23 protein-coding genes and 1 tRNA gene are annotated in these 23,356 nt (G+C 56.2%); 13 read left to right on the forward strand and 11 right to left on the reverse strand.

Going from position 1 to position 23,356, the window contains the following annotated elements:
• The first annotated feature begins 7 nt into the window (after nucleotides 1-7).
• The 10 genes from MOQ06_RS02070 (at nucleotide 8) to MOQ06_RS02115 (ending at nucleotide 9,550) form a co-directional block, all read left to right on the forward strand.
• Nucleotides 8-2,200 carry a phage tail protein gene (locus MOQ06_RS02070; RefSeq protein WP_242170448.1) on the forward strand — a complete coding sequence of 731 codons (2,193 nt, stop codon included), beginning with the start codon at nucleotides 8-10 and terminating at the stop codon, nucleotides 2,198-2,200.
• A gap of 1 nt (nucleotide 2,201) precedes the next feature.
• Nucleotides 2,202-2,633 carry a tail fiber assembly protein gene (locus MOQ06_RS02075; RefSeq protein WP_242170451.1) on the forward strand — a complete coding sequence of 144 codons (432 nt, stop codon included), beginning with the start codon at nucleotides 2,202-2,204 and terminating at the stop codon, nucleotides 2,631-2,633.
• Between the two features lie 352 nt (nucleotides 2,634-2,985).
• Complete coding sequence (locus tag MOQ06_RS02080) at nucleotides 2,986-4,179, forward strand: phage tail sheath protein (RefSeq protein ID WP_242170454.1); 1,194 nt, start codon at nucleotides 2,986-2,988, stop codon at nucleotides 4,177-4,179.
• An 11-nt stretch (nucleotides 4,180-4,190) separates the two neighbouring features.
• Nucleotides 4,191-4,709: a phage major tail tube protein gene (locus MOQ06_RS02085; protein WP_014833332.1), complete on the forward strand. Its 519-nt coding sequence runs from the start codon at nucleotides 4,191-4,193 to the stop codon at nucleotides 4,707-4,709.
• Between the two features lie 55 nt (nucleotides 4,710-4,764).
• A complete protein-coding gene (locus MOQ06_RS02090) occupies nucleotides 4,765-5,073 on the forward strand; it encodes a phage tail assembly protein (protein WP_038420626.1) in 309 nt (102 codons plus the stop codon).
• Nucleotides 5,070-5,225 carry a GpE family phage tail protein gene (locus MOQ06_RS02095; RefSeq protein WP_322091054.1) on the forward strand — a complete coding sequence of 52 codons (156 nt, stop codon included), beginning with the start codon at nucleotides 5,070-5,072 and terminating at the stop codon, nucleotides 5,223-5,225. Before MOQ06_RS02090 ends, MOQ06_RS02095 begins: the two co-directional genes overlap by 4 nt.
• Complete coding sequence (locus MOQ06_RS02100; RefSeq protein ID WP_242170457.1) at nucleotides 5,218-7,665, forward strand: phage tail tape measure protein; 2,448 nt, start codon at nucleotides 5,218-5,220, stop codon at nucleotides 7,663-7,665. Before MOQ06_RS02095 ends, MOQ06_RS02100 begins: the two co-directional genes overlap by 8 nt.
• An 11-nt stretch (nucleotides 7,666-7,676) precedes the next feature.
• Nucleotides 7,677-8,141, forward strand: coding sequence for a phage tail protein (locus MOQ06_RS02105; RefSeq protein ID WP_148418428.1), 465 nt, complete (start codon nucleotides 7,677-7,679; stop codon nucleotides 8,139-8,141).
• On the forward strand, nucleotides 8,138-9,286 hold the full coding sequence (locus MOQ06_RS02110) for a phage late control D family protein (protein WP_242170459.1): 1,149 nt from the start codon (nucleotides 8,138-8,140) through the stop codon (nucleotides 9,284-9,286). The genes MOQ06_RS02105 and MOQ06_RS02110 overlap by 4 nt, the downstream gene beginning before the upstream one ends.
• 63 nt (nucleotides 9,287-9,349) lie before the next feature.
• A complete protein-coding gene (locus tag MOQ06_RS02115) occupies nucleotides 9,350-9,550 on the forward strand; it encodes an ogr/Delta-like zinc finger family protein (protein WP_148418430.1) in 201 nt (66 codons plus the stop codon).
• 151 nt (nucleotides 9,551-9,701) lie between these two features.
• On the opposite strand, the gene MOQ06_RS02120 is transcribed toward MOQ06_RS02115, so the two are convergent.
• Nucleotides 9,702-9,777: transfer RNA gene (locus MOQ06_RS02120), tRNA-Ile, on the reverse strand.
• 124 nt (nucleotides 9,778-9,901) lie between these two features.
• On the opposite strand from MOQ06_RS02120, the gene mug reads away from it, so the two are divergent.
• Nucleotides 9,902-10,408, forward strand: coding sequence for a G/U mismatch-specific DNA glycosylase (gene mug, locus MOQ06_RS02125; protein ID WP_193355012.1), 507 nt, complete (start codon nucleotides 9,902-9,904; stop codon nucleotides 10,406-10,408).
• Nucleotides 10,409-10,510: 102 nt separating this feature from the next.
• On the opposite strand, the gene rpoD is transcribed toward mug, so the two are convergent.
• From rpoD to rpsU, 3 genes are all read right to left on the reverse strand, one after another.
• A complete protein-coding gene (rpoD, locus tag MOQ06_RS02130) occupies nucleotides 10,511-12,355 on the reverse strand; it encodes an RNA polymerase sigma factor RpoD (RefSeq protein WP_006812010.1) in 1,845 nt (614 codons plus the stop codon).
• A gap of 186 nt (nucleotides 12,356-12,541) precedes the next feature.
• Nucleotides 12,542-14,287, reverse strand: coding sequence for a DNA primase (gene dnaG, locus MOQ06_RS02135; RefSeq protein WP_003862574.1), 1,746 nt, complete (start codon nucleotides 14,285-14,287; stop codon nucleotides 12,542-12,544).
• 115 nt (nucleotides 14,288-14,402) lie between these two features.
• Entirely contained in the window at nucleotides 14,403-14,618 is a 216-nt protein-coding gene (gene rpsU, locus MOQ06_RS02140) for a 30S ribosomal protein S21 (protein ID WP_001144069.1), read from the reverse strand.
• Nucleotides 14,619-14,854: 236 nt separating this feature from the next.
• Here rpsU and tsaD point away from each other — a divergent pair, with 236 nt between their 5' ends.
• Nucleotides 14,855-15,868, forward strand: coding sequence for a tRNA (adenosine(37)-N6)-threonylcarbamoyltransferase complex transferase subunit TsaD (gene tsaD / locus MOQ06_RS02145; RefSeq protein ID WP_176609455.1), 1,014 nt, complete (start codon nucleotides 14,855-14,857; stop codon nucleotides 15,866-15,868).
• A 34-nt stretch (nucleotides 15,869-15,902) separates the two neighbouring features.
• On the opposite strand, the gene MOQ06_RS02150 is transcribed toward tsaD, so the two are convergent.
• Complete coding sequence (locus tag MOQ06_RS02150) at nucleotides 15,903-16,583, reverse strand: response regulator transcription factor (RefSeq protein ID WP_242170462.1); 681 nt, start codon at nucleotides 16,581-16,583, stop codon at nucleotides 15,903-15,905.
• 595 nt (nucleotides 16,584-17,178) lie between these two features.
• Here MOQ06_RS02150 and MOQ06_RS02155 point away from each other — a divergent pair.
• Nucleotides 17,179-18,981, forward strand: coding sequence for a serine protease (locus MOQ06_RS02155; RefSeq protein ID WP_242170464.1), 1,803 nt, complete (start codon nucleotides 17,179-17,181; stop codon nucleotides 18,979-18,981).
• Between the two features lie 32 nt (nucleotides 18,982-19,013).
• Here MOQ06_RS02155 and ureG read toward each other — a convergent pair whose 3' ends face one another.
• The 6 genes from ureG to MOQ06_RS02185 are packed head-to-tail and all read right to left on the reverse strand — an operon-like array spanning nucleotide 19,014 to nucleotide 23,348.
• A complete protein-coding gene (ureG, locus tag MOQ06_RS02160) occupies nucleotides 19,014-19,631 on the reverse strand; it encodes an urease accessory protein UreG (protein ID WP_242170467.1) in 618 nt (205 codons plus the stop codon).
• Nucleotides 19,632-19,640: 9 nt separating this feature from the next.
• Nucleotides 19,641-20,315: an urease accessory protein UreF gene (locus tag MOQ06_RS02165; protein WP_242170470.1), complete on the reverse strand. Its 675-nt coding sequence runs from the start codon at nucleotides 20,313-20,315 to the stop codon at nucleotides 19,641-19,643.
• Nucleotides 20,315-20,854 carry a HupE/UreJ family protein gene (locus MOQ06_RS02170; RefSeq protein WP_193355007.1) on the reverse strand — a complete coding sequence of 180 codons (540 nt, stop codon included), beginning with the start codon at nucleotides 20,852-20,854 and terminating at the stop codon, nucleotides 20,315-20,317. The genes MOQ06_RS02165 and MOQ06_RS02170 overlap by 1 nt, the downstream gene beginning before the upstream one ends.
• A 9-nt stretch (nucleotides 20,855-20,863) precedes the next feature.
• Entirely contained in the window at nucleotides 20,864-21,328 is a 465-nt protein-coding gene (gene ureE, locus MOQ06_RS02175; RefSeq protein ID WP_242173193.1) for an urease accessory protein UreE, read from the reverse strand.
• 9 nt (nucleotides 21,329-21,337) lie between these two features.
• Nucleotides 21,338-23,041: an urease subunit alpha gene (gene ureC, locus MOQ06_RS02180; RefSeq protein ID WP_242170473.1), complete on the reverse strand. Its 1,704-nt coding sequence runs from the start codon at nucleotides 23,039-23,041 to the stop codon at nucleotides 21,338-21,340.
• Complete coding sequence (locus MOQ06_RS02185) at nucleotides 23,034-23,348, reverse strand: urease subunit beta (RefSeq protein WP_148418437.1); 315 nt, start codon at nucleotides 23,346-23,348, stop codon at nucleotides 23,034-23,036. The genes ureC and MOQ06_RS02185 overlap by 8 nt, the downstream gene beginning before the upstream one ends.
• Nucleotides 23,349-23,356: the final 8 nt, after the last annotated feature.

A 23,356-nucleotide genomic window follows, 5' to 3' on the forward strand; every position in this document is an offset into this window, starting at 1 on the left:
GAGCACAATGACAGTGAAATATAAAACGGTTATCACCAAAGCCGGTGCAGAAAAACTGGCGGCAGCAACCGTCCCGAACGCGAAGAAAGTTAACTTTACCGCAATGGCGGTCGGCGACGGCGGCGGTGCGCTGCCCGTTCCTGATGCCAGCAAGACAAAGCTGGTGAACGAAGTCTGGCGCCACGCGCTGAACAAAATCAGCCAGGACAAGAAGAACAAAAACTACGTTGTGGCGGAGCTGCTGATCCCGCCTGAGGTCGGCGGTTTCTGGATGCGCGAGATGGGGCTTTATGACGATACCGGGACGCTGATTGCGATCGGGAATATGGCTGAAAGCTATAAGCCCGCCCTGGCGGAGGGGTCAGGCCGCGCGCAGACCGTGCGAATGGTTATTATGGTGAGCGACATCGCCTCCGTTGAGCTCACAATTGACACCTCAACGGTGTTGGCCACGCAGGACTACGTCGACGGGAAGCTTACGGAGCATGAGCAGTCTCGCCGTCATCCGGACGCCACGCTCACGGCAAAGGGCTTTACGCAGCTTAGCAGTGCAGTCGACAGCACCTCGGAGGTGCTTGCTGCAACGCCGAAGGCGGTAAAAGCGGCGTATGACCTGGCGAACGGGAAATATACCGCAGCGGACGCCACTACTGCGCGTAAGGGGATTGTTCAGCTGAGTAGCGCAATCGACAGCGTGTCTGAGGTGCTGGCGGCAACGCCGAAGGCGGTGAAGGCGGCGTACGATCTGGCTAACGGCAAATATACGGCGGCGGACGCGACCACGGCGCGTAAGGGGATTGTTCAGCTCAGCAGCGCGGTTGACAGCGTGTCTGAAGTGCTGGCGGCAACGCCGAAAGCGGTGAAGGCAGCCAATGATAATGCCAACGGACGAGTACCGTCCGGGCGTAAGGTTAATGGCCGTGCTTTGACAGGTGACATTAATGTAACTGCTCAGGATATTTTTAATGGTCAGGCGGTAGGGATTGGCAATGCTGCGGATCTAAATTCCTTTACCACGCCAGGACTGTATTACCAACCAGCTAACGCGCAGGCACAGACAGGTAAAAATTATCCCGAGGCCAATGCAGGCTCGCTTGAAGTTTATAAACACGCAGGTATTACACAGATTTACCGTATTTATAATAATTCCCGCTCATACATTCGGACGCTATATAGTGCGACGTGGTCTGGCTGGGTAAAACAGTATGATGCTGCGAATAAACCTTCCGCAGGGGATGTAGGTGCCGTTCCACTTAATTCTGATGGCAGTGTTGATAGAGTCACCGCATTAAAATATTGCAGTCAGATATTCACCAGAACTGACGGAGCGCCTCTGGAAATTGGGCATTTAAAGGGGGCGGCAGGAAATTTCTATATTGACATACATACTGACGGCACCCTGAATGGACAGGATTACAAGTATCGTTTAACGTTCACTGATGCCGGAACGGCTCAGACCAGCGGACAATGGATACCGGGAAATTACGCAAACTTTGATGCTCGCTATCTGCAACTTGCAGGCGGGGTGCTAAATGGTAATCTCACGGTAAAAAATACGATTCAAGTTGGTTCGGTTGGGTCTGCTGTTTTAAATATTGGTGATAACGATTCAGGCCTGCGCAATACAGTTGATGGTCAGGTTGACTTGTGGGCTAATTCCAAAGTCATGGGGTACTGGAATACCACAACCTTTTCATTTACTGGGCAAATAATACCAACCAATTATTCCAATTTTGATGGGCGCTATTACACCAAAACGGAAAGTGATTCGAGATTCCAGCCTAAAGGTAATTACATCCCTGCTGGCCAGGCTTATACTAAAGCGGAGAGTGACGGACGATATCAGCCTAAAGGAAACTATACTCCCGCAGGACAGGCCTATACCAAAGCTGAATCGGATGCACGTTACGGGGTGGGTAAAACAACGACCGGCAACAATAACGCCTACTATACGCACGGCAATGGCGCTGTTTTCATGCAGGCGGTTAGGGGGATTTCAGTAGGCAATAACACTGCTGTCACCGTGACTCTGCCTACCTCCTTCCCTAATGGTATTTTGGGAATAGGCGCCAGTTATTGGGGATCTGGGGGTAATAACTCTGACTCGTTTTATCTTTGCACTCCGGTGGGTAAAAATCAGGTAAAAATTGAAACCCATAACTGTAACGGCGCATTTTCATTAATTGTCTCGGGTTATTGATATGAATAAATATTTTAGCAATGAAGAAAGTAGTTTTTACCTTGAGGAAACGGTTCGGGTATACGAAGCACAAAGTATTCCCGTCCCCTCAGATCTCGTGAAAATAACCGACTCAGAATATGAAGAATTCATGGTTTCTCCGGACAGAAAAACACCTCGTTTCAATGTGAATCGTAACTGCATGGAATGGGTCGATATTGCCCCACCCTCGAAAGAAGAGTCCGTTGACAATGCTGATTCACTGAAAGCTCGATTGATGTCTGTTGCTACTCAGGCAATTTTGCCGCTGCAGGATGCTGTTGATTTAGAAATGGCTACAGAAAAAGAGAGCACGTTACTGACTGAGTGGAAGAAGTATCGTGTACTACTTAGCCGTGTTGACGTCAACAATGCACCGGATATTGAATGGCCTGAGACACCGCTCAGCGAGTAAATAAACCCTGATTCTCTGCTGCACCCCAATCTTTGGATACTCCAGAGAGTAAGGTGCATTTTTTTTAACAGTACACCCATCCTCTCGCTGCCAAATCGTCATTACTCCTGATTTTACCTGAACACCTCTCCTCATTATTGAGGATAGCGTCGATATTCGCTTAGCTATCCAGTGAATACATTCAATGGCGATTATTTCTTCTCAATCGATCGCTAAAACTAATTAATTCTCGTTTTAACTCTGCTCAACCGGCCACTGTGCGTTGTGCTGCCCTCCCTCCAACGGCATTACGTTTCAAGCGTTCTCTACTCAAGTGAAAATAGCCTCACCACTAAACCACGGAGTTAAACGGATGGGCGACTATCACCACGGCGTGGAAGTCATCGAAATCAACGATGGCACGCGCACCATTTCTACCGTCTCGACGGCAATCATCGGTATGGTCTGTACGGCCAGCGATGCTGACGAACAGACATTTCCTCTTAACGAGCCAGTGCTCATTACCAATGTACAATCCGCCATTGCGAAAGCCGGCAAACAGGGGACGCTCTCTGCCTCCCTGCAGGCTATCGCTGACCAGTGCAAGCCGGTCGTTGTGGTTGTGCGCGTTGCCGAAGGTATCGACAACCCGGAAGATCCTGATGCAGCACAGAAGCAGACTATCTCTAACATCATCGGTACCACCGACGAAAACGGCAAATATACCGGCCTGAAGGCGCTTCTCACCGCCAAAACGGTGACCGGCGTTAAGCCACGCATTCTCGGCGTACCGGGGCTGGATTCGCAGGAAGTGGCGACCGCGCTGGCAGCGACGTGCCAGAGCCTGCGCGCGTTTGGCTATGTCAGCGCATGGGGCTGTAAAACCATTCCTGAGGCGATCAGCTACCGCACAAACTTCAGCCAGCGCGAGCTGATGGTGATTCACCCGGATTTCCTGGCGTGGGATACCGCGACGAACGTCACCAAAACGGCCTGGGCGACCGCGCGCGCGCTTGGCCTGCGCGCCAAGATCGACCAGACCACCGGCTGGCATAAAACCCTGTCCAACGTGGGCGTCAACGGCGTCACCGGCGTGAGCGCCTCTGTCTCCTGGGATCTGCAGGAACAGGCTACCGATGCCAACCTGCTGAACCAGGCGGGCGTGACCACGCTGATTCGCAATGACGGTTTCAAATTCTGGGGCAACCGTACCTGCTCTGACGATCCGTTATTCCTGTTTGAAAACTACACCCGTACCGCACAGGTACTGGCCGACACCATGGCGGAAGCGCACGCATGGGCGATGGATAAACCCATTACCCCAACGCTTATCCGCGACATCATTTCCGGTATCAACGCCAAATTCCGTGAGCTGAAAACCAATGGCTATATCGTTGACGGCTCCTGCTGGTATGACCCGGAATCGAATGACGTGTCGACCCTCAAAGCCGGGAAACTGTATATCGACTACGACTACACCCCTGTTCCGCCGCTGGAGAATCTGACCCTGCGCCAGCGCATCACGGATACCTATCTGGCAGACCTGTCAGATTCGGTTAACAGCTAAGGAGCTGAAGCATGGCGTTACCACGCAAACTTAAATATCTGAATATGTTCAACGATGGCCTGAGCTATATGGGCGTTGTTGAGTCTGTCACCTTACCGAAGCTCACCCGCAAGCTGGAGAAATATCGCGGCGGCGGTATGCCGGGCTCGGTCTCCGTCGACCTCGGCCTGGACGATGACGCCCTGGCGCTGGAGTGGACCATTGGTGGTCTGCCGGACGTCGCGCTGTGGGCACAGTATGCCTCTCCGGGCGCGGACAGCGTGCCGCTGCGTTTTACCGGATCCTTCCAGCGTGACGATACCGGCGAAATCTCTGCGGTGGAGATCGTGATGCGCGGCCGTCATAAAGAGTTCGATGGCGGCGAGAACAAGCAGGGCGAAAGCGGCACCACCAAGATGTCCACCGAGTGTGCCTACTACCAGCTCACTATCGATGGCAAAGAGGTCATCGAGATTGACATCATCAACATGGTGCTGAAGGTCGACGGCGTCGATCGTCTGGCGGAACACCGTAAGGCCATCGGCCTGTAACCCTTAACCGGCCGCAGCTGCTGGCCGGTTACTTCCCCTTTTTGAGAGTAACGAAATGGAAAATATCAACGAGACCGTTATCAACGAAAGCGAAAATCCAAACACCGTCACGCTTGATAGCCCCGTTCTGCGCGGCGAGCAAAAAATCGAAAAAGTGACCGTCGCAAAACCGAATGCGGGCACCCTGCGTGGCGTTTCGCTGGCGTCGCTGGCGCAATCCGACGTGGATGCCCTGATTAAGGTGCTGCCGCGAATGACCTCTCCGGCGCTGACCGAACATGAGATTGCGCGTCTGGATGCCTCCGACCTGCTCTCGTTTGCCGGTAAGGTGGTCGGTTTTTTGTCACCGACTTCGGCTCGCTGAGATTTCCCGAAAACCTGTCGGTCGACGATCTGATGGCGGATATCGCGGTGATTTTTCACTGGCCGCCGTCAGAGCTGTACTCCCTGAGCGTGACCGAGCTCCTCATATGGCGCGAAAAGGCGCTACAGCGAAGCGGAAACCACCATGAGTAATAATGTCAGACTTCAGGAGCTGCTGAATGCAGTCGACCGGGCAAGCCGACCGCTTAAGGCTATCCAGAATGCCGGCCTCTCTCTTGAGAGCGCGATCCGTGATTCGCAGGCGGCTCTGCGCGCGCTCGACGAGCAGGCGGCCCGCGTTGATGGGTTCAGAAAAACAGGCAGCCAGCTTGCCGTCACGGGGCAGGCGCTTGCCCAGGCGAAACAACAGACGGCGGCGCTGGCGCTCGAACTACGAAACACGCAAAACCCGACCCGCGAGCAGAGCGAGGCGCTGGCGGGAGCACGACAATCCGTAGCCGGCCTGAAGCTTGAGTACAACACGTTGCGCCAGTCCATGCAGCGTCAGCGAGGCGAACTTGCACAGGCGGGGATTAACACGCGCACCCTGGCATCAGATGAACGTCGTTTAAGAAAGAGCATCAGCGAAAAAACGCTGCACCTCAACGAGCAGAGAGAGGCGCTTGCCCGGGTCAGTCAGCAGCAGGCGCGGCTCAATGCCGTTCAGAGCCGCTACGAGTCCGGCAAACGTGTTGTCTCGCGCGTGCATCAGCTTGCCGGCGCGGGCGTGGGTATGGCAAAAGCGGGGTTCGACCAGACGTCCCGTTTTATGGCGCCGGGTATCAGCCTTGAAAAGCAGATGTCTGCCATTCAGGCAAATCTGGGGCTGGAGAAGGGCGACGCCAGGCTTGAGGCCATACGCCAGCAGGCGAAGGACGTCAGCGTCAGTACGGGAACCTCAACGGATACTATCGTTCTGGCGCAGCGCGAGCTGGTGCGCTCAGGATATGACGCCGATGGGGTGCTTGCGGCTACGGCTCCCGCGGTCAACCTCAGCCTTGCGGGAGATGTTGATGCAGCAAAAGCGGCCGACATCATCAGCGATGCACAGACCGCGTTTAATCTGGCGAGCACCGATGCCGGGCGTATCGCAGACGTTCTCACCCGCGGATTTACCACGTCTGGTACCAGCCTCACCGAGCTGGGGACTGCCGTTGCCTCTGCCGCGCCAGCCGCCAGCAGCGCAGGCGTCAGCCTTGAAGAGACCACGGCACTGCTGGGCATTCTGATGGAAAAGGGGGTGAAAGGGACCGCTGCCGGCGCCGGGGTCAGCGCTGTGCTGAGCCAGCTTCAGCTGCCGAACAGCCAGCGCTCTGCGGCGCTTGGTGAACTCAACGTGCAGACCCATGACGGGCAAGGCAATCTGCTACCGGCGGAAAATATCCTTAAGGCTATCTCCGACTCTTTCGAAAAGAGCAAGCTCGGCACGGCGCAGCAGACGGCGTACCTGAAGGCCATCTTCGGTCAGGCTAACGCGCGGGAAGCAGGAATACTGGTTTCGGCTGCGGGCAACGGAACGCTCGCTGAGAAAAGCCAGCAGCTTCAGGGGGCTGATGGCAGTTCCGCGCGGCTGGCGTCCATTCGGACTGATAACCTCGACGGCGATGTTAACAAGCTCCAGCCGGCGTGGAGCGGCCTGAAGATTGACGTCTTTGATAAGGCGGATGGCGCGTTGCGCACCCTGACCACCACCGCGACCGGATGGCTCAGTACGCTCTCGCTTTGGGTGAACGCTAACCCTGAGCTGACGCAAGGCCTGGTCGGCGTTGTTGTCGGCGCGCAGGCGTTTGCCGGCATAGTGGGCGGGTTAGTTATGGTCGTCGCACCGATTCTGACGGGCCTGAACCTGGTCATAACCGCCGCGGGAATGTTAGGCACCACCTTTAGCGTGGTCGGCGGCAGCATTATGACGATCCTCGGTGCCCTCAGCTGGCCCATCATTGCCATTGGTGCGGCGATTGCTGCGGGTGCATTACTGATTTTTAAATACTGGGAACCCGTCAGCGCCTTCTTTGCCGGGGTGGTCGAAGGCCTTTCCGTGGTCTTCGCGCCACTGGGGGAGCTGTTTTCTCCGCTTCTGAAGGCGTTTGATTACATCTCGGAAAAACTGAGCGGGATCTGGCAGTGGTTCACCGACCTGATTACGCCTGTCAAAGCAGCCCAGCAAACCCTCGACAGCTGTAAAAACGCGGGTGTGGCGTTCGGCCAGGCGCTGGGGGATGCGTTGATGGCGCCGCTTAATCTGTTTAACAGCCTGAGCGGCAAGGCGACCTGGCTGCTGGATAAACTCGGTCTTATTAAAAAAGAGTCGGACAATATTGAGCCCGCTGCGGCGAAGGCAGAGTCAGCGTCCTCTGCGTCGGGGAGTTCTTATATTCCGCCGACATCGATCTATGGTGGCTACCAGAAATATCAGCCAGCCATCGCCACGGGCGGTCGCTCTTATGTCGATCAGAGCAAGAACGAATATCACTTCACGCTGCAGGGTGACATGGCATCCGGCGCGAGTCTCAGCCGGCAAATTCAGGATGCCCTGGATAGCAGAGAAAATCAGAGAGCGGCGGATCGGCGATCCAGCTTTATGTATGGTTAGGGAGAGAGAAAATGTTAATGGTGCTGGGGCTGTTTGTCTTCGAACGACGAACCTTACCGTATCAGTCAATGCAGTTTTCAAAGGATTACCGCTGGGCCTCTAACGATCGCATCGGAAAGCCGAAAGCCTGGCAGTATCTGGGGGAGGGTGACACATCCCATACGCTCTCCGGGACGCTTTATCCTGAAATCACCGGAGGGCGATTGTCCCTGAAAGCTATTGAGCTGATGGCGAATGAGGGTCGAGCCTGGCCGCTGATCGACGGGACGGGCATTATCCATGGCATGTTTGTTATCGAAAAGGTGACTCATGTCCATACGGATTTTTACAGCGATGGTACGGCGCGGAAAATCGATTTTACGCTTTCTCTGAAGCGGGTGGACGAATCGCTGATGGCGATGTTTGGCGACCTGAGAACGCAGGCTGAAGAGCTGGTGACAAGCGCGCGTAACGAAATCGGAGGGCTGCTGGGATGATCGCGGAAATGAATATCCAGGCTGGAGGGAAAATAGCCCCCGATTTTATGCTCAAGCTTGATGGCCGTGATATTACGCAAAATTTTAGCAACCGCCTTATCCGCCTGACCATGACCGACAACCGCGGACTGGAAGCCGATCGGGTGGACATCGAGCTGGATGATTCCGACGGTCTGTTAGACCTGCCGGCTCGCGGCGCGTTTATTACGCTATGGCTGGGCTGGCAGGGTATTCCACTGGAGCTAAAAGGGAGTTTTACGGTCGATGATATTGAATTTCGGGGGGCGCCGGACCGGTTAACCATTCGCGGGCGCAGCGCCGATTTTCGTGGCAAGCTCAACGTTCGCCGCGAGCAGTCATGGCATGACACCACTATTGGCGCGATAGTTGATGCCGTCGCACAGCGTAACCAGCTTAGCGCCAGCGTGGCGGCGGAGTTTTCGTCCGTAGCCATTGCCCATATCGACCAGTCTCAGGAGACCGATGCCGCGTTCCTCTCCCGCCTGGCTGAACGTAATGGCGCGTTTGTAGCCGTTAAGGAAGGGAAGGTGCTTTTCATGAAGGCGGGCAGTGCCGTAACGGCCAGCGGCAGGCCTGTATCGTTAAAGGTGATTGAACGCGCCGATGGAGACAGGCACAGTTTTTCCATCGCCGATCGCGAAGCGTATTCCGGCGTGACGGCCAAATGGCTGCAAACGAGCGACCCCAAAAAGCAACACCCCACAGTCAGTATTAATCGCCTGCCGCCGGCAGCAGTGTCAGGCGCGTTACCCCATCCCGACGCCGCCGTGACGCCCGACAGCACTGCGCAGGCGCCGCAGGAGAAGCTGGTTGGTGCCGCAGACAACGTCTTTGAGCTGACCACGATTTTTGCCTCAGAAGAGCAGGCGCTCAGGGCGGCTGAGGCGAAGTGGCGCGCGCTCCAGCGCGGGGTCGTGAAATTTTCAATCCAGCTGGCGCTGGGGAAAGCCGATCTCTTTCCCGAAACCCCTGTCCTGGTGAAGGGCTTCAAGCGTGCCATTGACGAGCAGGCATGGATCGTCAGCCGGGTTATACATAACCTTAACGAGAGAGGCTTTACGACCGAGCTGCAGCTTGAACCTGACATCTCTGACGAAAAATTTTCTATCGATGGTGAGCAATAAGCTTTCAATTAATCCCTTTTAGGGTATTATAAATTCACATTATGTGAATTTTACGGAGGCTTTATGTTTCATTGTCCTAAATGCAAACACTCGGCACATGCTCGCACCAGCCGCTATTTAAGTGAAAATACCAAAGAGCGTTATCATCAGTGCACCAATGTCGATTGCAGCTGTACGTTTGTCACTATGGAGTCCGTCGAACGCCTAATTGCTGCCCCAGGAATGCCAGAACGCGCCCGGGGGCCATCGGCGAACGGCAGGTAGCGTTAGCCGCTTCACTAAAAAACCGCCTTGTGCGGTTTTTTTATTGCTATGAGAAGCCCTCAGTACCGCCATTTCATCGCCACGGTAAATTCAGGCAACAAAAAAGCCACTCGCGAGAGTGGCTTAAATGGATGATTCTAAATCTAAAATTTGGTGGCCCCTGCTGGACTTGAACCAGCGACCAAGCGATTATGAGTCGCCTGCTCTAACCACTGAGCTAAGGGGCCGTGGCGGTGAATTATAAAGTAACTCCCCTCAGCAATCCAGCCATTCACACCTGCCTGCTGTTTTTATAAACAATGCATAATCAATCCTTTATACTTCTCTTATGATGCATAGACAGGAGTAGAGATGATCAACGATATTCTGGCCCCTGGGCTGCGGGTGGTGTTCTGCGGTATTAATCCGGGCAAGTCTTCGGCACACACCGGTTTTCACTTTGCCCATCCGGGGAATCGCTTCTGGAAGGTTATCTATCAGGCCGGGTTTACCGACCGGTTACTTAAGCCTGAAGAGGAGCAGCATCTGCTGGATACGCGCTGCGGGATCACCATGCTGGTGGAGCGGCCCACCGTGCAGGCGAGCGAGGTTAACCTGCACGAGCTGCGCACCGGTGGGCGCGAGCTGGTCAAGAAAATTGAGGACTACCAGCCCGCTGCGCTGGCGATCCTCGGCAAGCAGGCCTACGAGCAGGCGTTCAGCCAGCGCGGCGCAAAGTGGGGTAAGCAGAATATCACCATTGGGGTGACGCAGGTCTGGGTGTTGCCGAATCCGAGCGGGCTGAACAGGGCAACGCTGGATAAGCTGGTTGAGGCGTATCGGGAACTCGACGAGGCGCTGATGGTGCGGGGGCTTTAGGATCCTCTGCGGTATGATGCCCTCACCCTGACCCTCTCCCACAGGGAGAGGGAATGAACAAAAAAAAGCTCCCGATTGGGAGCTTTTTGCTATTTATCTGGATTAGTCGTCCAGGAAGCTACGCAGCACTTCAGAGCGGCTCGGGTGGCGCAGCTTACGCAGCGCCTTCGCTTCGATCTGACGGATACGTTCGCGGGTCACGTCGAACTGTTTACCCACTTCTTCCAGCGTGTGGTCGGTATTCATATCGATACCGAAACGCATACGCAGCACTTTTGCTTCACGCGCGGTCAGGCCAGCCAGAACGTCGTGCGTGGCGGCACGCAGGCTCTCGGTGGTGGCAGAGTCCAGCGGCAGCTCGAGGGTGGTATCCTCGATGAAATCCCCCAGATGCGAATCTTCATCATCACCGATTGGTGTTTCCATGGAGATAGGCTCTTTGGCGATCTTCAGCACTTTACGGATCTTGTCTTCCGGCATCAGCATGCGCTCGGCCAGCTCTTCCGGCGTCGGCTCGCGGCCCATCTCCTGCAGCATCTGGCGGGAAATACGGTTGAGCTTGTTGATCGTCTCAATCATATGCACCGGAATACGGATGGTGCGCGCCTGGTCTGCGATAGAGCGGGTGATCGCCTGACGGATCCACCAGGTAGCATAGGTGGAGAACTTGTAACCACGACGGTATTCAAACTTATCTACCGCTTTCATCAGACCGATGTTGCCTTCCTGAATCAGATCCAGGAACTGCAGGCCACGGTTGGTGTATTTCTTGGCGATAGAGATAACCAGACGTAAGTTCGCTTCAACCATCTCTTTCTTCGCACGGCGGGCCTTCGCTTCACCGATGGACATACGACGGTTGATGTCTTTCACCTGCTCGATGGTCAGGCCGGTCTCTTCTTCAATCTGGTGCAGTTTCTGCAGGCCGCGCTGCACGTCTTCTTTCACATCGTGCAGTTTTTCAGACCACGGCTTGTTCATCGCGATAGCGGCGTTGAACCAGGTTTCGCTGGTTTCGTTGCCGGTGAAGAGGGTGATGAAGTTCTTCTTCGGCATTTTGCACTGCTCAACGCACAGCTTCATGATGATGCGTTCCTGGGTACGTACGCGATCCATCATCACGCGCATGCTGTTTACCAGGTAGTCGAACTGTTTTGGCACCAGGCGGAACTGTTTGAACACTTCAGACAGTTTCAGGATCTCTTCCTGAGCGGCGGCATGGCTGCGGCCTTTCGCTTTGATGGTGTCACGCGTCACTTCGTACTGGGTACGCAGCTCGGCAAATTTCTCACGCGCCAGCTCGGGATCGATGCTGTTGTCGTCATCGCTGCTGTCGTCGTCTTCTTCTTCATCTTCGTCTTCGTCGTCATCCATCTCTTCCTGAGACAGCTCAGAACCGACGTGAGTGGCGGTAGGCGCCATATCTTCTTCAGCGTTCGGGTCGACAAAGCCGGTGATCAGATCGGACAGACGCGCTTCTTCCGCTTCAACGCGATCGTACTGCTCCAGCAGATAGGTAATCGCTTCCGGGTATTCGGCAACAGAGCACTGAACCTGGTTGATCCCGTCTTCGATGCGTTTTGCGATGTCAATTTCGCCTTCGCGGGTCAACAGTTCAACGGTACCCATTTCGCGCATGTACATGCGGACCGGGTCAGTGGTACGCCCGATTTCAGATTCCACGCTGGACAGTACCTGTGCAGCAGCTTCTTCCGCATCTTCGTCAGTGTTGTTGGAGGTTTCAGCCAGCAACAGATCATCGGCATCCGGTGCTTCTTCCATCACCTGAATGCCCATGTCATTGATCATTTGGATGATATCTTCGATCTGATCTGAATCGACGATATCTTCCGGCAGATGGTCATTGACCTCGGCATAGGTCAGATAGCCTTGCTCCTTACCGCGTTGGACAAGAAGTTTCAGCTGTGACTGCGGGTTTTGCTCCATAAGACGGTATCCACACTTAATTCGTTTGATTGGTGTCGGCGATAGGGCTGCCAACCTTTAAAGCGAGGGCGTACTTATATTTTTGCCGCTGCCTCTCAGTGCGGCTGCCGGGGGCTTCCCGATCGATATTCGGCACTTAAGCCGTTAAATACGTCATCCTTCACGTTGTCTGACAACGTAAAGGATTTATTTCTTCGCCAGTTCCTGGTTAATCATCCAGAGTTCCCGGCGCTCTTCGCTGCTTAAGCCATGGGTGCGCTCGCGAGCAATCAACTCTTCCTGGCGCAACTCAAGCATCGAATCAAACATATGGTTGAGTGAGTCGGTGAACGTTTTTTCTGCGATATCCTTATCTGCTATATCGTCCCACATCGACAGTTTTTCAAGGGTAGCGGCCTCTTTTGTGCCGCGATAGTGTTCTAAAAGTTGTCCGGTGGTCAGACCTGGCTGAGACAAACAAGTGTTGACCAATTCTGAAAATAAGCCAAGTCCCGGCAATTTTTCGTGGTTCAAACCCGCCAGTGACGGCACTTGCGGAGCAAGTTCGGGGTTCTGCACCAGTAACCCTATCAGTATACGCATGGTTGTGCGTTTTAGCTGAGGCGCGGGGCGAACCGTGCCGTTTTCAGCCTGTTTCGGCATTAACCGCTCAAGCTGGCTGTCGTCCAGAATACCGAGCTTATTGCCCAACTCCTGACGCAGATAGATGCGCAGCGTTTCGCCGGGCACCTGGCTGATTAACGGCAGCGCCAGCGTACTGAGCTGCGCGCGCCCGTCAGGGGTACTTAGGTCGACCTGCGGCATCAGGCTGTTAAACAGAAACGTGGAGAGCGGCTGAGCCTGCTCCATCCGCGCTTCAAATGCCGCTTTGCCCTCTTTACGCACCAGCGTATCCGGGTCTTCACCGTCGGGCAGGAACATAAAGCGCAGCTGACGTCCGTCGGTCATGTACGGCAGCGCGGTTTCCAGCGCGCGCCACGCGGCGTCGCGTCCGGCGCGGTCGCCGTCGTAACAGCAAATCACGTTGTTAGTGACGCGAAACAGCAGCTGGATATGGTCCGCCGTGGTGGACGTACCCAGTGACGCAACGGCGTAGTTAATGTCGTACTGCGCCAGCGCAACGACGTCCATATAACCTTCGACGACCAGAAGCCGCGGAGGTTCCGCATTATCCTGCTGCGCCTCATAAAGACCGTAGAGCTGGCGGCCCTTATGGAAAATATCGGTTTCCGGGGAGTTGAGGTATTTCGGCAGGGCATCACCCAGCACGCGACCACCAAAACCAATTACCCGGCCACGCTTGTCGCGGATCGGGAACATCACCCGTTCACGGAAGCGGTCGTAGCTTCGTCCCTGGTCGTTAGTGACCAGCATGCCTGCGTCGATGAGGGATTTACGATCTTCGCTATTGCCGCCAAAACGCTTTAACACGTTGTCCCAGCCGGGCGGGGCGTAACCAATAGCGAAACGCGCAATCACATCGTCGCTCAGTCCGCGCTTGTTCAGATACTGACGCGCAGGCTCAGCCGCAGAGTGCTTTAGAGACTGTTGGTAAAACGAATTCAGGCCATCCATCAGTTGATACAGCGTTTGCCGCTGATGGCGCTCGATCTGACTTGGCCCACTGCCCGCTTCATACGGCACTTCAAGGTTATGCATCGCCGCCAGCTCTTCGACGGTTTCAACGAACTCGAGTTTGTCGTAGTTCATCAAAAAATCGACGGCATTACCGTGTGCGCCACAGCCAAAGCAATGGTAGAACTGCTTTTCACCGTTAACGGTGAAAGAGGGGGTTTTTTCGTTATGGAACGGACAGCACGCATGGTAGTTCTTGCCCTGCTTTTTTAGCTTTACCCGCGCGTCGATGAGATCGACGATGTCGGTTCTGGCAAGCAGGTCATTGATGAAAACGCGTGGGATTCTTCCGGCCATATGCCCCAAAAATTTAAGCGACTTATAAACGAAAACAAGCCGCGCATTCCTTCCGGAAGCACGGCCTTACGACTACAACTCTGTCTGTCAATTGAGGGCTTTAGCCCTCAACAGATTAGTACAGACGAGTACGGCGTGCGTTTTCGCGAGCCAGTTTCTTCGCGTGACGTTTCACAGCGGAAGCTTTAGCGCGCTTACGTTCGGTCGTTGGTTTTTCATAAAACTCACGACGACGAACTTCAGCCAGAACACCTGCTTTCTCGCATGAACGTTTGAAGCGACGCAGTGCTACGTCGAACGGCTCGTTTTCACGTACTTTAATTACCGGCATGTAACTCTCACCTTTAATAAATTCGGTTTGCCGCTGGCATCAACGCCAGCTTATTTCAAAATGGTGCGGAATTTTACTGCAAATGCTGCTGCTTTGTAAAGCACCGATGCGATTTTGAAAGGGACTTTTATAAGGGGGAAGAGTATACACGAGCGTATGTCCCGGGGCGAACAAAGTTTTACATCAACCCGCCCAGGCTCTACACTGCGCGGTACTGAAACGAGGTAAAACAAGTCATGCGTGTACTGGGTATTGAAACATCCTGCGATGAAACCGGCATCGCCATTTACGACGACGAAAAAGGCCTTCTGGCCAACCAACTGTATAGTCAGGTGAAATTGCACGCTGACTACGGCGGCGTCGTGCCTGAACTGGCCTCTCGTGACCACGTGCGTAAAACGGTTCCCCTGATTCAGGCGGCGCTGAAAGAGGCCGGACTGAACTCAAAAGATATTGATGCCGTAGCCTACACGGCAGGCCCGGGCCTGGTCGGCGCGCTGCTGGTCGGTGCCACGGTGGGGCGTTCGCTGGCCTTCGCGTGGGATGTCCCGGCCATTCCGGTTCACCATATGGAGGGGCATCTTCTGGCGCCCATGCTGGAAGAGAATCCGCCCGAGTTTCCGTTTGTGGCGCTGCTGGTCTCTGGCGGCCATACCCAGCTGATTAGCGTGACGGGCATCGGCAAGTACGAGCTGCTGGGCGAGTCGATTGACGACGCGGCCGGAGAAGCCTTCGACAAAACCGCCAAGCTGCTGGGTCTGGATTACCCTGGCGGCCCGATGCTGTCCAAAATGGCCTCGCAGGGAACGGAAGGTCGCTTTGTCTTCCCACGTCCGATGACCGATCGCCCGGGGCTGGATTTCAGCTTCTCTGGCCTGAAGACCTTCGCGGCCAATACGATCCGCAACAATGACGACAGCGAGCAGACCCGTGCGGATATCGCCCGTGCGTTTGAAGATGCGGTGGTTGATACGCTGATGATCAAGTGCAAACGCGCGCTGGATCAGACCGGCTTTAAGCGTCTGGTGATGGCAGGTGGCGTTAGCGCTAACCGTACGCTACGCGCGAAGCTCGCCGGGATGATGCAAAAGCGTCATGGGGAAGTGTTCTATGCGCGTCCGGAATTCTGTACCGATAACGGGGCGATGATCGCCTATGCCGGTATGGTACGCCTGAACGCCGGCGCAACGTCCGATTTGAGCGTGTCCGTCCGTCCACGCTGGCCGCTGGCGGAACTGCCGGAGGCGTGATTGTCTCTCCCGCCGTAGCGGCGGCGGGGGAGTGCTACATCCTGATGTCAAACATCTGGTTCTTGATGATGAGAGAGTAGAGCTGGCAGTCATTTTTCACATCCAGCTTTTCCATCGCCCGCACCTTATGCGCGCTGACCGTTTTAATGCTCAAGTGCATATGGTGTGCAATTTCCTTCAAATTTAAACCGTTGCAAATCAGGCGCAGCACGTCAATTTCCCGCGGCGAGAGTTTCTCCACGTCCGTCTTTTCATGACGAAAAAGCATATTAACCAGCTGGCTTTCGATATAGATCTCGCCTTTCAGGACGGTTGCAATCGCCTGGCTTAAGGTTTTCTCGTTGATATCGCGCGACAGATACGATCGGGCTCCTTCCTTTAGCGCCTGACGAATAAGCGTGGCGTTTGCATAGGGCGAGAGCAGGATAACGTTGAGCGCAGGATAGGTCTGATTAAGCCATCTCAACAGCTTCAGACCATCCATGGCCGCAAGCGGAGCACGGCTAAGGCTGGTTGTCAGAGAATAGCCCAGAATAGCGATATCCGGGTGATGCTGGCCAAGAAGCGACTGAAGCTCAGCGGAAGAGGCCGCCTCGCCGGACAGAACGCACTGCTGGTTCATGCCGAAGGCGGGTAACGACAGCGCTTGCATCATTGAGGATAGGCCGCGACGAATCAATGAAGATTCTTCAGCGATAACAATTTTAATGTCCATAATGATGCGTCGTATTACCCCTTTCATGATAGCGGCGGGGCCAACGGCGGTTGGAACACCTCGCAAGATATAACGTTATTAAAATCCAGTTTTCGGAAAAGTAGCAGCAGCGATGAGAATATTTTTAGCGTAGGCGGATCTTGATTATTTCATTATGCGTAATCTTTACGGTTTTTGTATCCAGGTGTATCCTTTGCTTGCTAAATATAAATTAACAGGATGTGGACTTTTCTTATCTAATAAAAGAAATGTCTTTCACTCAGGTTAGGCTGCTCTTATTCTTCGCGGTTCGTTCGTCTGTGATACTGAAAAAGGAGAAATTTCAATTCACACAGGAACCGTGATCGTCATGAAAAAAAGCGTCTTATCCCTTTTTATTTGCGCAGCAATTTCATTTTCTGCTGCGGCTGAAAATCTGGTGCAAAATGAATTTGCACAGGATAGTGCCACCTACACAGCTATAGTTCTGAAGCTAAAACCCGCTACAGGTTTGTTGAAGGCGACAAACAATAAAATTACCCTGAGCGATGCTTCCCTGACGGCAACAAATATGTTCCGTCCGACTAATTTGCGGAGCTCAGCCTCATCTTCCGAGTTGACGGAACTTAATAAACGCTATGGCTTTGACCGTTATCTGCGCATCGAGTTACCGAAAGATAAAAGTCAGGATAAAGCGTATATTAACCATATTATTACCGAGCTTGAGCAGAATCAGAACGTAGAGTTTGTTTATCCGGAGGCCGAACCGGTATCGCTGGATGAAATTGCCCTTACGCCACAGTTAAAGTCATCATTAAATGATAATTTAACCTCTGCCGCCGTTCCGGATTTCCGTAATAAGCAGGATTATCTTAAAGCGCCGGACGTTAAGCGTGCCGGTTATTATATGGGCGGCGTTAACCGCGATAGCGTAGATGGCTATGCAGGCAGCGCGGGGGAAGGGGTGACGCTTATTTCAACGGAGATTGATGCATGGAATACCAGCCATGTGAACTTGCCGCCGATGAGCCTCAGCTCTGGCAAGACAACGTATGTTGCAAACCACGATCACGACACAGCTTCAGTGGGGATTATGGCGGCGAAAGATATGGGCACCGGTATTCGCGGTTTAGCCTGGAAAAGCCGGATGGGGTATGCGGCCTCTGCGAGTAATAACCTCTATAATTTGATCCCCCAGCTAAAAGCGGGCGACGTGGTGCAGATCGGCATTCACGTCGCGGGCGGATATCCAGCGGGTTGTCAGAAGGATTGCTGGGTCGCAATGGAATCCCAGACCGCCTACTACGATATTATTAAGGCGCTGACGGATAAGGGTGTTCACGTTATTGAGGCGGCGGGTAACGGAAATATCAACCTGGACAGCCCTGGCTTCCAGGGGCGGTTTGACGTGCATGTTCAGGACTCCGGGGCTATTTTAGCGGGGGCGTTTTGCGCGAAAGACGGTAAAAAAGCGTCGTTCAGCACCTATGGCACCCGCGTTACCAGCTCCGCATGGGGCTGCTGGGACGTGGTGACCACAGGCTATGGCGATCTGTATAAAAATGCCGGCGTTAACGATTCGTATACCGCAACGTTTGCCGGAACCTCTTCTGCTAACCCGATTATTGCGGGTGTGGTAGCAAGCCTGTCCGGCATCGCCAAAGCCAACGGTATTACCGTGACTCCGCGTCAGATGCGTCAGATTCTGGCGGAAACCGGTACGCCGCTGGCGAACGGGGATTCGGCAAAGGTGGGCACTCAGCCTGACATGGCGCGTGCGGTAGCCCGTATTATGGCGCTGAAGGACGGCAGCACGCCTGCCGCTCCGGCCCCAACGGCTGCGGCAGGCGCGGATTACACCATGGTTTCCCCGACGTTGGGCGTGAGCACCTACCCGCTGGACGGCAGCAAGAGCCTGAATGCGGCATCCTATAACTGGAGCGTGACGAAAGGGGCGGAAACCTTCTCCCTGGAGGCAAAACTGAACGGTACGCTGGTGAAGAGCGTGGACAGCGCGCATGCCTATGCCGTTATTCCAGCCAACAGCGAGGGGGAAGCGGTCTTCACGCTGACCACGACCGGCGCGGATGGCCGGACCGCGACGGACAGCATGACCATCAAAGTCACTAAGCCTGCGGTACCCGCGAAGGATGACACCCCGGCTACGGACGATACGCCAGCGAAGGATGACACTCCGGCTAAGGACGATACGCCAGCAAATGACGATACGCCGGTTAAACCTGCGGCACCGGCCTACAACGCCAAAATCGCCTACCCGACCAAATGCACCAAAGTGTCTTACAACGGTAAGGTTTGGCTTAACCAGTGGTACGTCAACCCGGGCCAGGAAACGCCGGGAACTGGCGGCAAGTGGGGCGCGTGGCGCGAACAGGGATCGTCCAACAACGGCTGTAAATAACCCTCACGGCCTGGCGTTATGCCAGGCCTATTTCAGATCCGCAGCATCCCTTTCTCTTCCAGAAACGCAATAATCGTTCCCAGACCGTCGCCCGCCTTCAGGTTGGTAAAGGTCCACGGACGCTCGCCGCGCATGCGGTTGGTATCGCGCTCCATCACCTCCAGCGAGGCTCCCACGTACGGCGCGAGATCGGTTTTATTGATCACCAGAAAATCGGATTTGGTGATCCCCGGCCCGCCCTTGCGGGGGATCTTTTCCCCTTCGGCGACGTCAATCACGTAGATGGTCAGATCCGCCAGCTCCGGGCTGAAGGTCGCGCTCAGGTTGTCGCCGCCGCTTTCGACGAAGATCAGATCCAGGTTGCCGAACTTCTCGCTGAGCGCTTCCACGGCCGCCAGGTTCATCGAGGCATCTTCGCGAATGGCCGTGTGCGGGCAGCCGCCCGTCTCCACGCCCACAATGCGCTCCGGCTCCAGGGCACCCGCCTCGGTGAGGATGCGCTGATCCTCTTTGGTGTAAATATCGTTCGTCACCACCGCCAGATGGTACGTGTCGCGCATCGCCTTGCAGAGCGCTTCCAGCAGGGCGGTTTTGCCCGACCCCACCGGGCCACCTACGCCAACGCGCAGGGGATGTTTGTAATCAGCCATGTTGACTCCTCAGGAACGGAATAACCGTGAGTATTGTGTTTCGTGGCGTGCAGAGGCGATGGCGGAGAGCGGCGTGGCAGCCCCCAGCGCGTCGTCGTCACGTAAAAAGGCCTGTTCAAACCCGGCGGCAAAATGGTTGCTGAGTTCGATAATCAGCTGCTGCGCCGCCTGCTGCCCGAAGGGAACCAGCTTGACGCCCGCCATCACCGCGCTCTCAATCCAGCTATAGCCGAGGCTCAGCGCCAGCTCGCGCGCGTCAATGCGCCAGCGCACGCCAAGCCACGCCATGCCGCAGAGCTGGCTCTGCATAAACAGCGGGAGCCACTCTGCCGGGCAGTCTGGCTCCCAGCTTTTAATGAGGCGCGTAAACGCCGCGCCACGATTGCGTTCTTCATCGCGCAGCTCGCGTGTTTCCCGACAGGCGAGCAGGTACGCCGTCCAGCGTTTTGCTGCCAGCCGATCCTGCTGCTCGCAGGCACGGTACAGGCGAATAAAGAGCGGCAGATCGACGCAGAAAAAGCCCTTCTCCATCTGCTGGATTTGCCAGCGCCTGAAGGCCTCGACGTCGGTGACCCAGCCTGCCTCAACGGCCCACTCCAGCCCCTGTGACCAGGTAAACGACCCGACCGGCAGGCTGCTGCTGGAGAGCTGCATCAGGCGCAGCCGCTGGCGGGCGTATTCCATCAGCTCATCAGCGCCAGCAGGGCAGAGACGATCAGCCCGCCGCCGAAGGTTTTACGCAGGCCGTCGTGGCGTCGCAGCAGCAGTCCCGCCGCGAAGCTGGCGCACAGCACCGTAGCGCTGGCCACCATAAAGCCGCCGGTAAACAGCCAGAAGCTGTGTCCGGACATCTCCACGCCGTGCGCCCAGCCGTGGAACATTGCCAGGGCCGGCACCGCCAGCAGCAGGCGATTTTCGGTTTTAAACATCATCACGCCGCTGAACGCCAGCGAGGCGATAATCAGCATCTCCATGCCGCTAAAGCCGCCGAGCAGGCTGCCCGCAATGGCGCCGACGAGCATCATCCCAAGGGTAGCCAGCGGCAGCAGGAGCTTGCGGCCGCTCAGCGCCGAGAGCACGCCCGCTCCGGTGAGCATCAGCAGGTGATCGAGCCCGGTCAGCGGGTGAAGAAAGCCGGCCTGGAAGCTGTCGGTACCGTGTCCGGGATGGGCGAACGCCGGAACGGAAAAGGCCAGCAGTAACAGGGGAAGAAACGTGCGCATGATAAGTCCTTAATGTGAGTGGGCGTGAGCGTGGCTATGGCCGTGGGCATCGCTGGCGTAAGCGCCCGCTTCCGGTTCAAACGGCAGGCTGGCGAAGGTCACCACCAGCCCGAACTGGCGCAGCATGTCGTCAAGCACGTGGTCGTGGTGGTAACGCAATTCGCCGGGCATAACCTGCAGCGGCACGTGGCGGTTGCCCAGGTGATAGCAGGCGCGGGCGAGGAGGAACGGATCGGCGCAGCGCACCACGGAGACGGACTCCGGGGCGGCGAGCACTTCAACCACGTCGCTGCCGTCGTCGGTGGTCAGCAGATCCCCGCCGCGCAGCAGCAGGCCGCGCGGCAGCATCAGCCCGGCTTCGCGGCCGTCGTTCAGCGCCACGCGGGCGCGGCTTTTTACCCGCACGTCAATCGGCAGCGTGACGCTGGCGGTGACGGGGCGGGCACGATCGAGGCGTTGGGTTAAAAAGATCATCATTACTCCTCAAAACAGGAAATAGCGTTGCGCCATCGGCAGAACCTCTGCCGGTTCGCTGGTCATCAGTTCGCCGTCGACGCGTACCTCGTAGGTTTGCGAATCGACGGTAATGTTCGGCTGTAAATCGTTGTGGATCATGTGGGCCTTTTTCACCGTCCGGCAGCCTTTCACCACCGCCGTGGCGCTTTGCAGGTTGAGCTGCTGCGCAATGCCGCTGGCCTGGGCGGCCTGTGAGATAAACGTCAGGCGCGTGGCGTGGCGTGCGGCGCCCAGCGAGCCAAACATCGGGCGGTAATGCACCGGCTGCGGCGTCGGGATAGAGGCGTTGATATCGCCCATCGGCGCGCAGGCGATCATCCCGCCCTTGACGATGGTGGCGGGTTTTACGCCGAAGAACGCCGGGGACCAGACCACCAGATCCGCAAGCTTGCCCGCCTCAACCGACCCCACCTCGTGGGCAATGCCGTGGGTCAGCGCCGGGTTGATGGTGTATTTGGCGACATAGCGCTTAACGCGAAAGTTGTCGTTATCGCCGGTCTCTTCCGCCAGCGCGCCGCGCTGGATCTTCATGCGGTGCGCCACCTGCCAGGTGCGGATAATCACTTCCCCCACGCGGCCCATGGCCTGTGAATCTGACGAGGTGAGCGAGAACGCGCCGATATCGTGCAGCACATCTTCGGCAGCAATGGTTTCCCGCCGAATGCGCGACTCGGCAAACGCCACGTCCTCGGCGATATCCGGGTCGAGGTGGTGGCAAACCATCAGCATATCGAGGTGCTCGTCGATGGTGTTCACCGTGTAGGGCAGCGTCGGGTTGGTGGAGGAGGGCAGGATATTGGGGTGCGCGCAGGCGGTGATGATATCCGGCGCGTGGCCGCCGCCCGCGCCTTCGGTGTGGAAGGTGTGGATGGTGCGCCCGCCGATGGCCGCCAGCGTATCTTCCACAAAACCGGATTCGTTCAGGGTGTCGCTGTGCAGCGCCACCTGTATATCCATCTCTTCAGCCACCTCCAGCGAGCAGTTGATGGCCGCAGGCGTGGCGCCCCAGTCTTCGTGGATCTTAAGCCCGATAGCCCCCGCCGCGATCTGCTCGCGCAGGGCGTCCGGGCTGGAGCCGTTACCCTTGCCGAGCAGGCCGATATTCACCGGCAGGGCATCGGCAGCCTGTAGCATCCGGGAGATATACCACGGACCCGGCGTGCAGGTGGTGGCGTTGGTGCCCGCCGCCGGGCCGGTACCGCCGCCGATCATGGTGGTAACGCCGGAGACCAGCGCCTCTTCCGCCTGCTGCGGGCAGATCCAGTGGATGTGGGTGTCGATCCCGCCTGCGGTCACGATCTTACCTTCGGCGGCAATCACTTCCGTTGCGGCACCGATCGGGATCGTTACGCCGGGCTGAATGTCCGGGTTCCCGGCTTTGCCGACGGCAAAGATTCGCCCGTTCTTCACGCCGATATCGGCCTTCACGATCCCCCAGTGATCGACAATCAGCGCGTTGGTCAGCACCAGATCCACGCAGTCTTGCGCGGACATCTGCCCCTGGCCCATGCCGTCGCGGATCACCTTCCCGCCGCCGAATTTGACCTCTTCGCCGTAGACCGTCAGGTCGTCTTCCACTTCGATCCACAGCTCGCTGTCCGCCAGCCGGACCTTATCCCCGACGGTGGGGCCGAACATATCGGCGTAAGCCCGGCGTGAAATCTCAGCCATGCTTCACCTCGCCCATCACCTCACCGCGAAAGCCGAAAATGCGCTGCGCCCCGGCAATCTGTACCAGCGTTACCTCCCGCTTCTGGCCGGGCTCGAAGCGCACGGCGGTGCCTGCCGGAATGTTCAGCCGGTAGCCCCGGGTGGCTTCGCGATCGAACTTCAGCGCCGGGTTGACCTCGTAAAAGTGGTAGTGCGATCCGACCTGAATCGGCCTGTCGCCGTGGTTTTCGACAATCACGCTTTGGGTGTCTCGCCCGACGTTGATCGCAATAGTGCCGGGCTGGATCTGGTATTCGCCTGGGATCATCACGCGCT

Source organism: Enterobacter sp. I4, assembly GCF_022669095.1.
GTDB classification, from domain to species: Bacteria; Pseudomonadota; Gammaproteobacteria; order Enterobacterales; family Enterobacteriaceae; genus Enterobacter; species Enterobacter pasteurii.

Excerpts from the sequence above, each read along its gene's own strand:
- MOQ06_RS02070 (WP_242170448.1), top strand. The coding sequence starts at position 8 with ATGACAGTGAAATATAAAACGGTTATCACCAAAGCCGGTGCAGAAAAA.
- MOQ06_RS02075 (WP_242170451.1), top strand. The coding sequence starts at position 2,202 with ATGAATAAATATTTTAGCAATGAAGAAAGTAGTTTTTACCTTGAGGAA.
- MOQ06_RS02080 (WP_242170454.1), top strand. The coding sequence starts at position 2,986 with ATGGGCGACTATCACCACGGCGTGGAAGTCATCGAAATCAACGATGGC.
- MOQ06_RS02085 (WP_014833332.1), top strand. The coding sequence starts at position 4,191 with ATGGCGTTACCACGCAAACTTAAATATCTGAATATGTTCAACGATGGC.
- MOQ06_RS02090 (WP_038420626.1), top strand. The coding sequence starts at position 4,765 with ATGGAAAATATCAACGAGACCGTTATCAACGAAAGCGAAAATCCAAAC.
- MOQ06_RS02100 (WP_242170457.1), top strand. The coding sequence starts at position 5,218 with ATGAGTAATAATGTCAGACTTCAGGAGCTGCTGAATGCAGTCGACCGG.
- MOQ06_RS02105 (WP_148418428.1), top strand. The coding sequence starts at position 7,677 with ATGTTAATGGTGCTGGGGCTGTTTGTCTTCGAACGACGAACCTTACCG.
- MOQ06_RS02110 (WP_242170459.1), top strand. The coding sequence starts at position 8,138 with ATGATCGCGGAAATGAATATCCAGGCTGGAGGGAAAATAGCCCCCGAT.
- MOQ06_RS02115 (WP_148418430.1), top strand. The coding sequence starts at position 9,350 with ATGTTTCATTGTCCTAAATGCAAACACTCGGCACATGCTCGCACCAGC.
- mug (WP_193355012.1), top strand. The coding sequence starts at position 9,902 with ATGATCAACGATATTCTGGCCCCTGGGCTGCGGGTGGTGTTCTGCGGT.
- rpoD (WP_006812010.1), bottom strand. The coding sequence starts at position 12,355 with ATGGAGCAAAACCCGCAGTCACAGCTGAAACTTCTTGTCCAACGCGGT.
- dnaG (WP_003862574.1), bottom strand. The coding sequence starts at position 14,287 with ATGGCCGGAAGAATCCCACGCGTTTTCATCAATGACCTGCTTGCCAGA.
- rpsU (WP_001144069.1), bottom strand. The coding sequence starts at position 14,618 with ATGCCGGTAATTAAAGTACGTGAAAACGAGCCGTTCGACGTAGCACTG.
- tsaD (WP_176609455.1), top strand. The coding sequence starts at position 14,855 with ATGCGTGTACTGGGTATTGAAACATCCTGCGATGAAACCGGCATCGCC.
- MOQ06_RS02150 (WP_242170462.1), bottom strand. The coding sequence starts at position 16,583 with ATGGACATTAAAATTGTTATCGCTGAAGAATCTTCATTGATTCGTCGC.
- ureG (WP_242170467.1), bottom strand. The coding sequence starts at position 19,631 with ATGGCTGATTACAAACATCCCCTGCGCGTTGGCGTAGGTGGCCCGGTG.
- MOQ06_RS02165 (WP_242170470.1), bottom strand. The coding sequence starts at position 20,315 with ATGGAATACGCCCGCCAGCGGCTGCGCCTGATGCAGCTCTCCAGCAGC.
- MOQ06_RS02170 (WP_193355007.1), bottom strand. The coding sequence starts at position 20,854 with ATGCGCACGTTTCTTCCCCTGTTACTGCTGGCCTTTTCCGTTCCGGCG.
- ureE (WP_242173193.1), bottom strand. The coding sequence starts at position 21,328 with ATGATCTTTTTAACCCAACGCCTCGATCGTGCCCGCCCCGTCACCGCC.
- ureC (WP_242170473.1), bottom strand. The coding sequence starts at position 23,041 with ATGGCTGAGATTTCACGCCGGGCTTACGCCGATATGTTCGGCCCCACC.
- MOQ06_RS02185 (WP_148418437.1), bottom strand. The coding sequence starts at position 23,348 with ATGATCCCAGGCGAATACCAGATCCAGCCCGGCACTATTGCGATCAAC.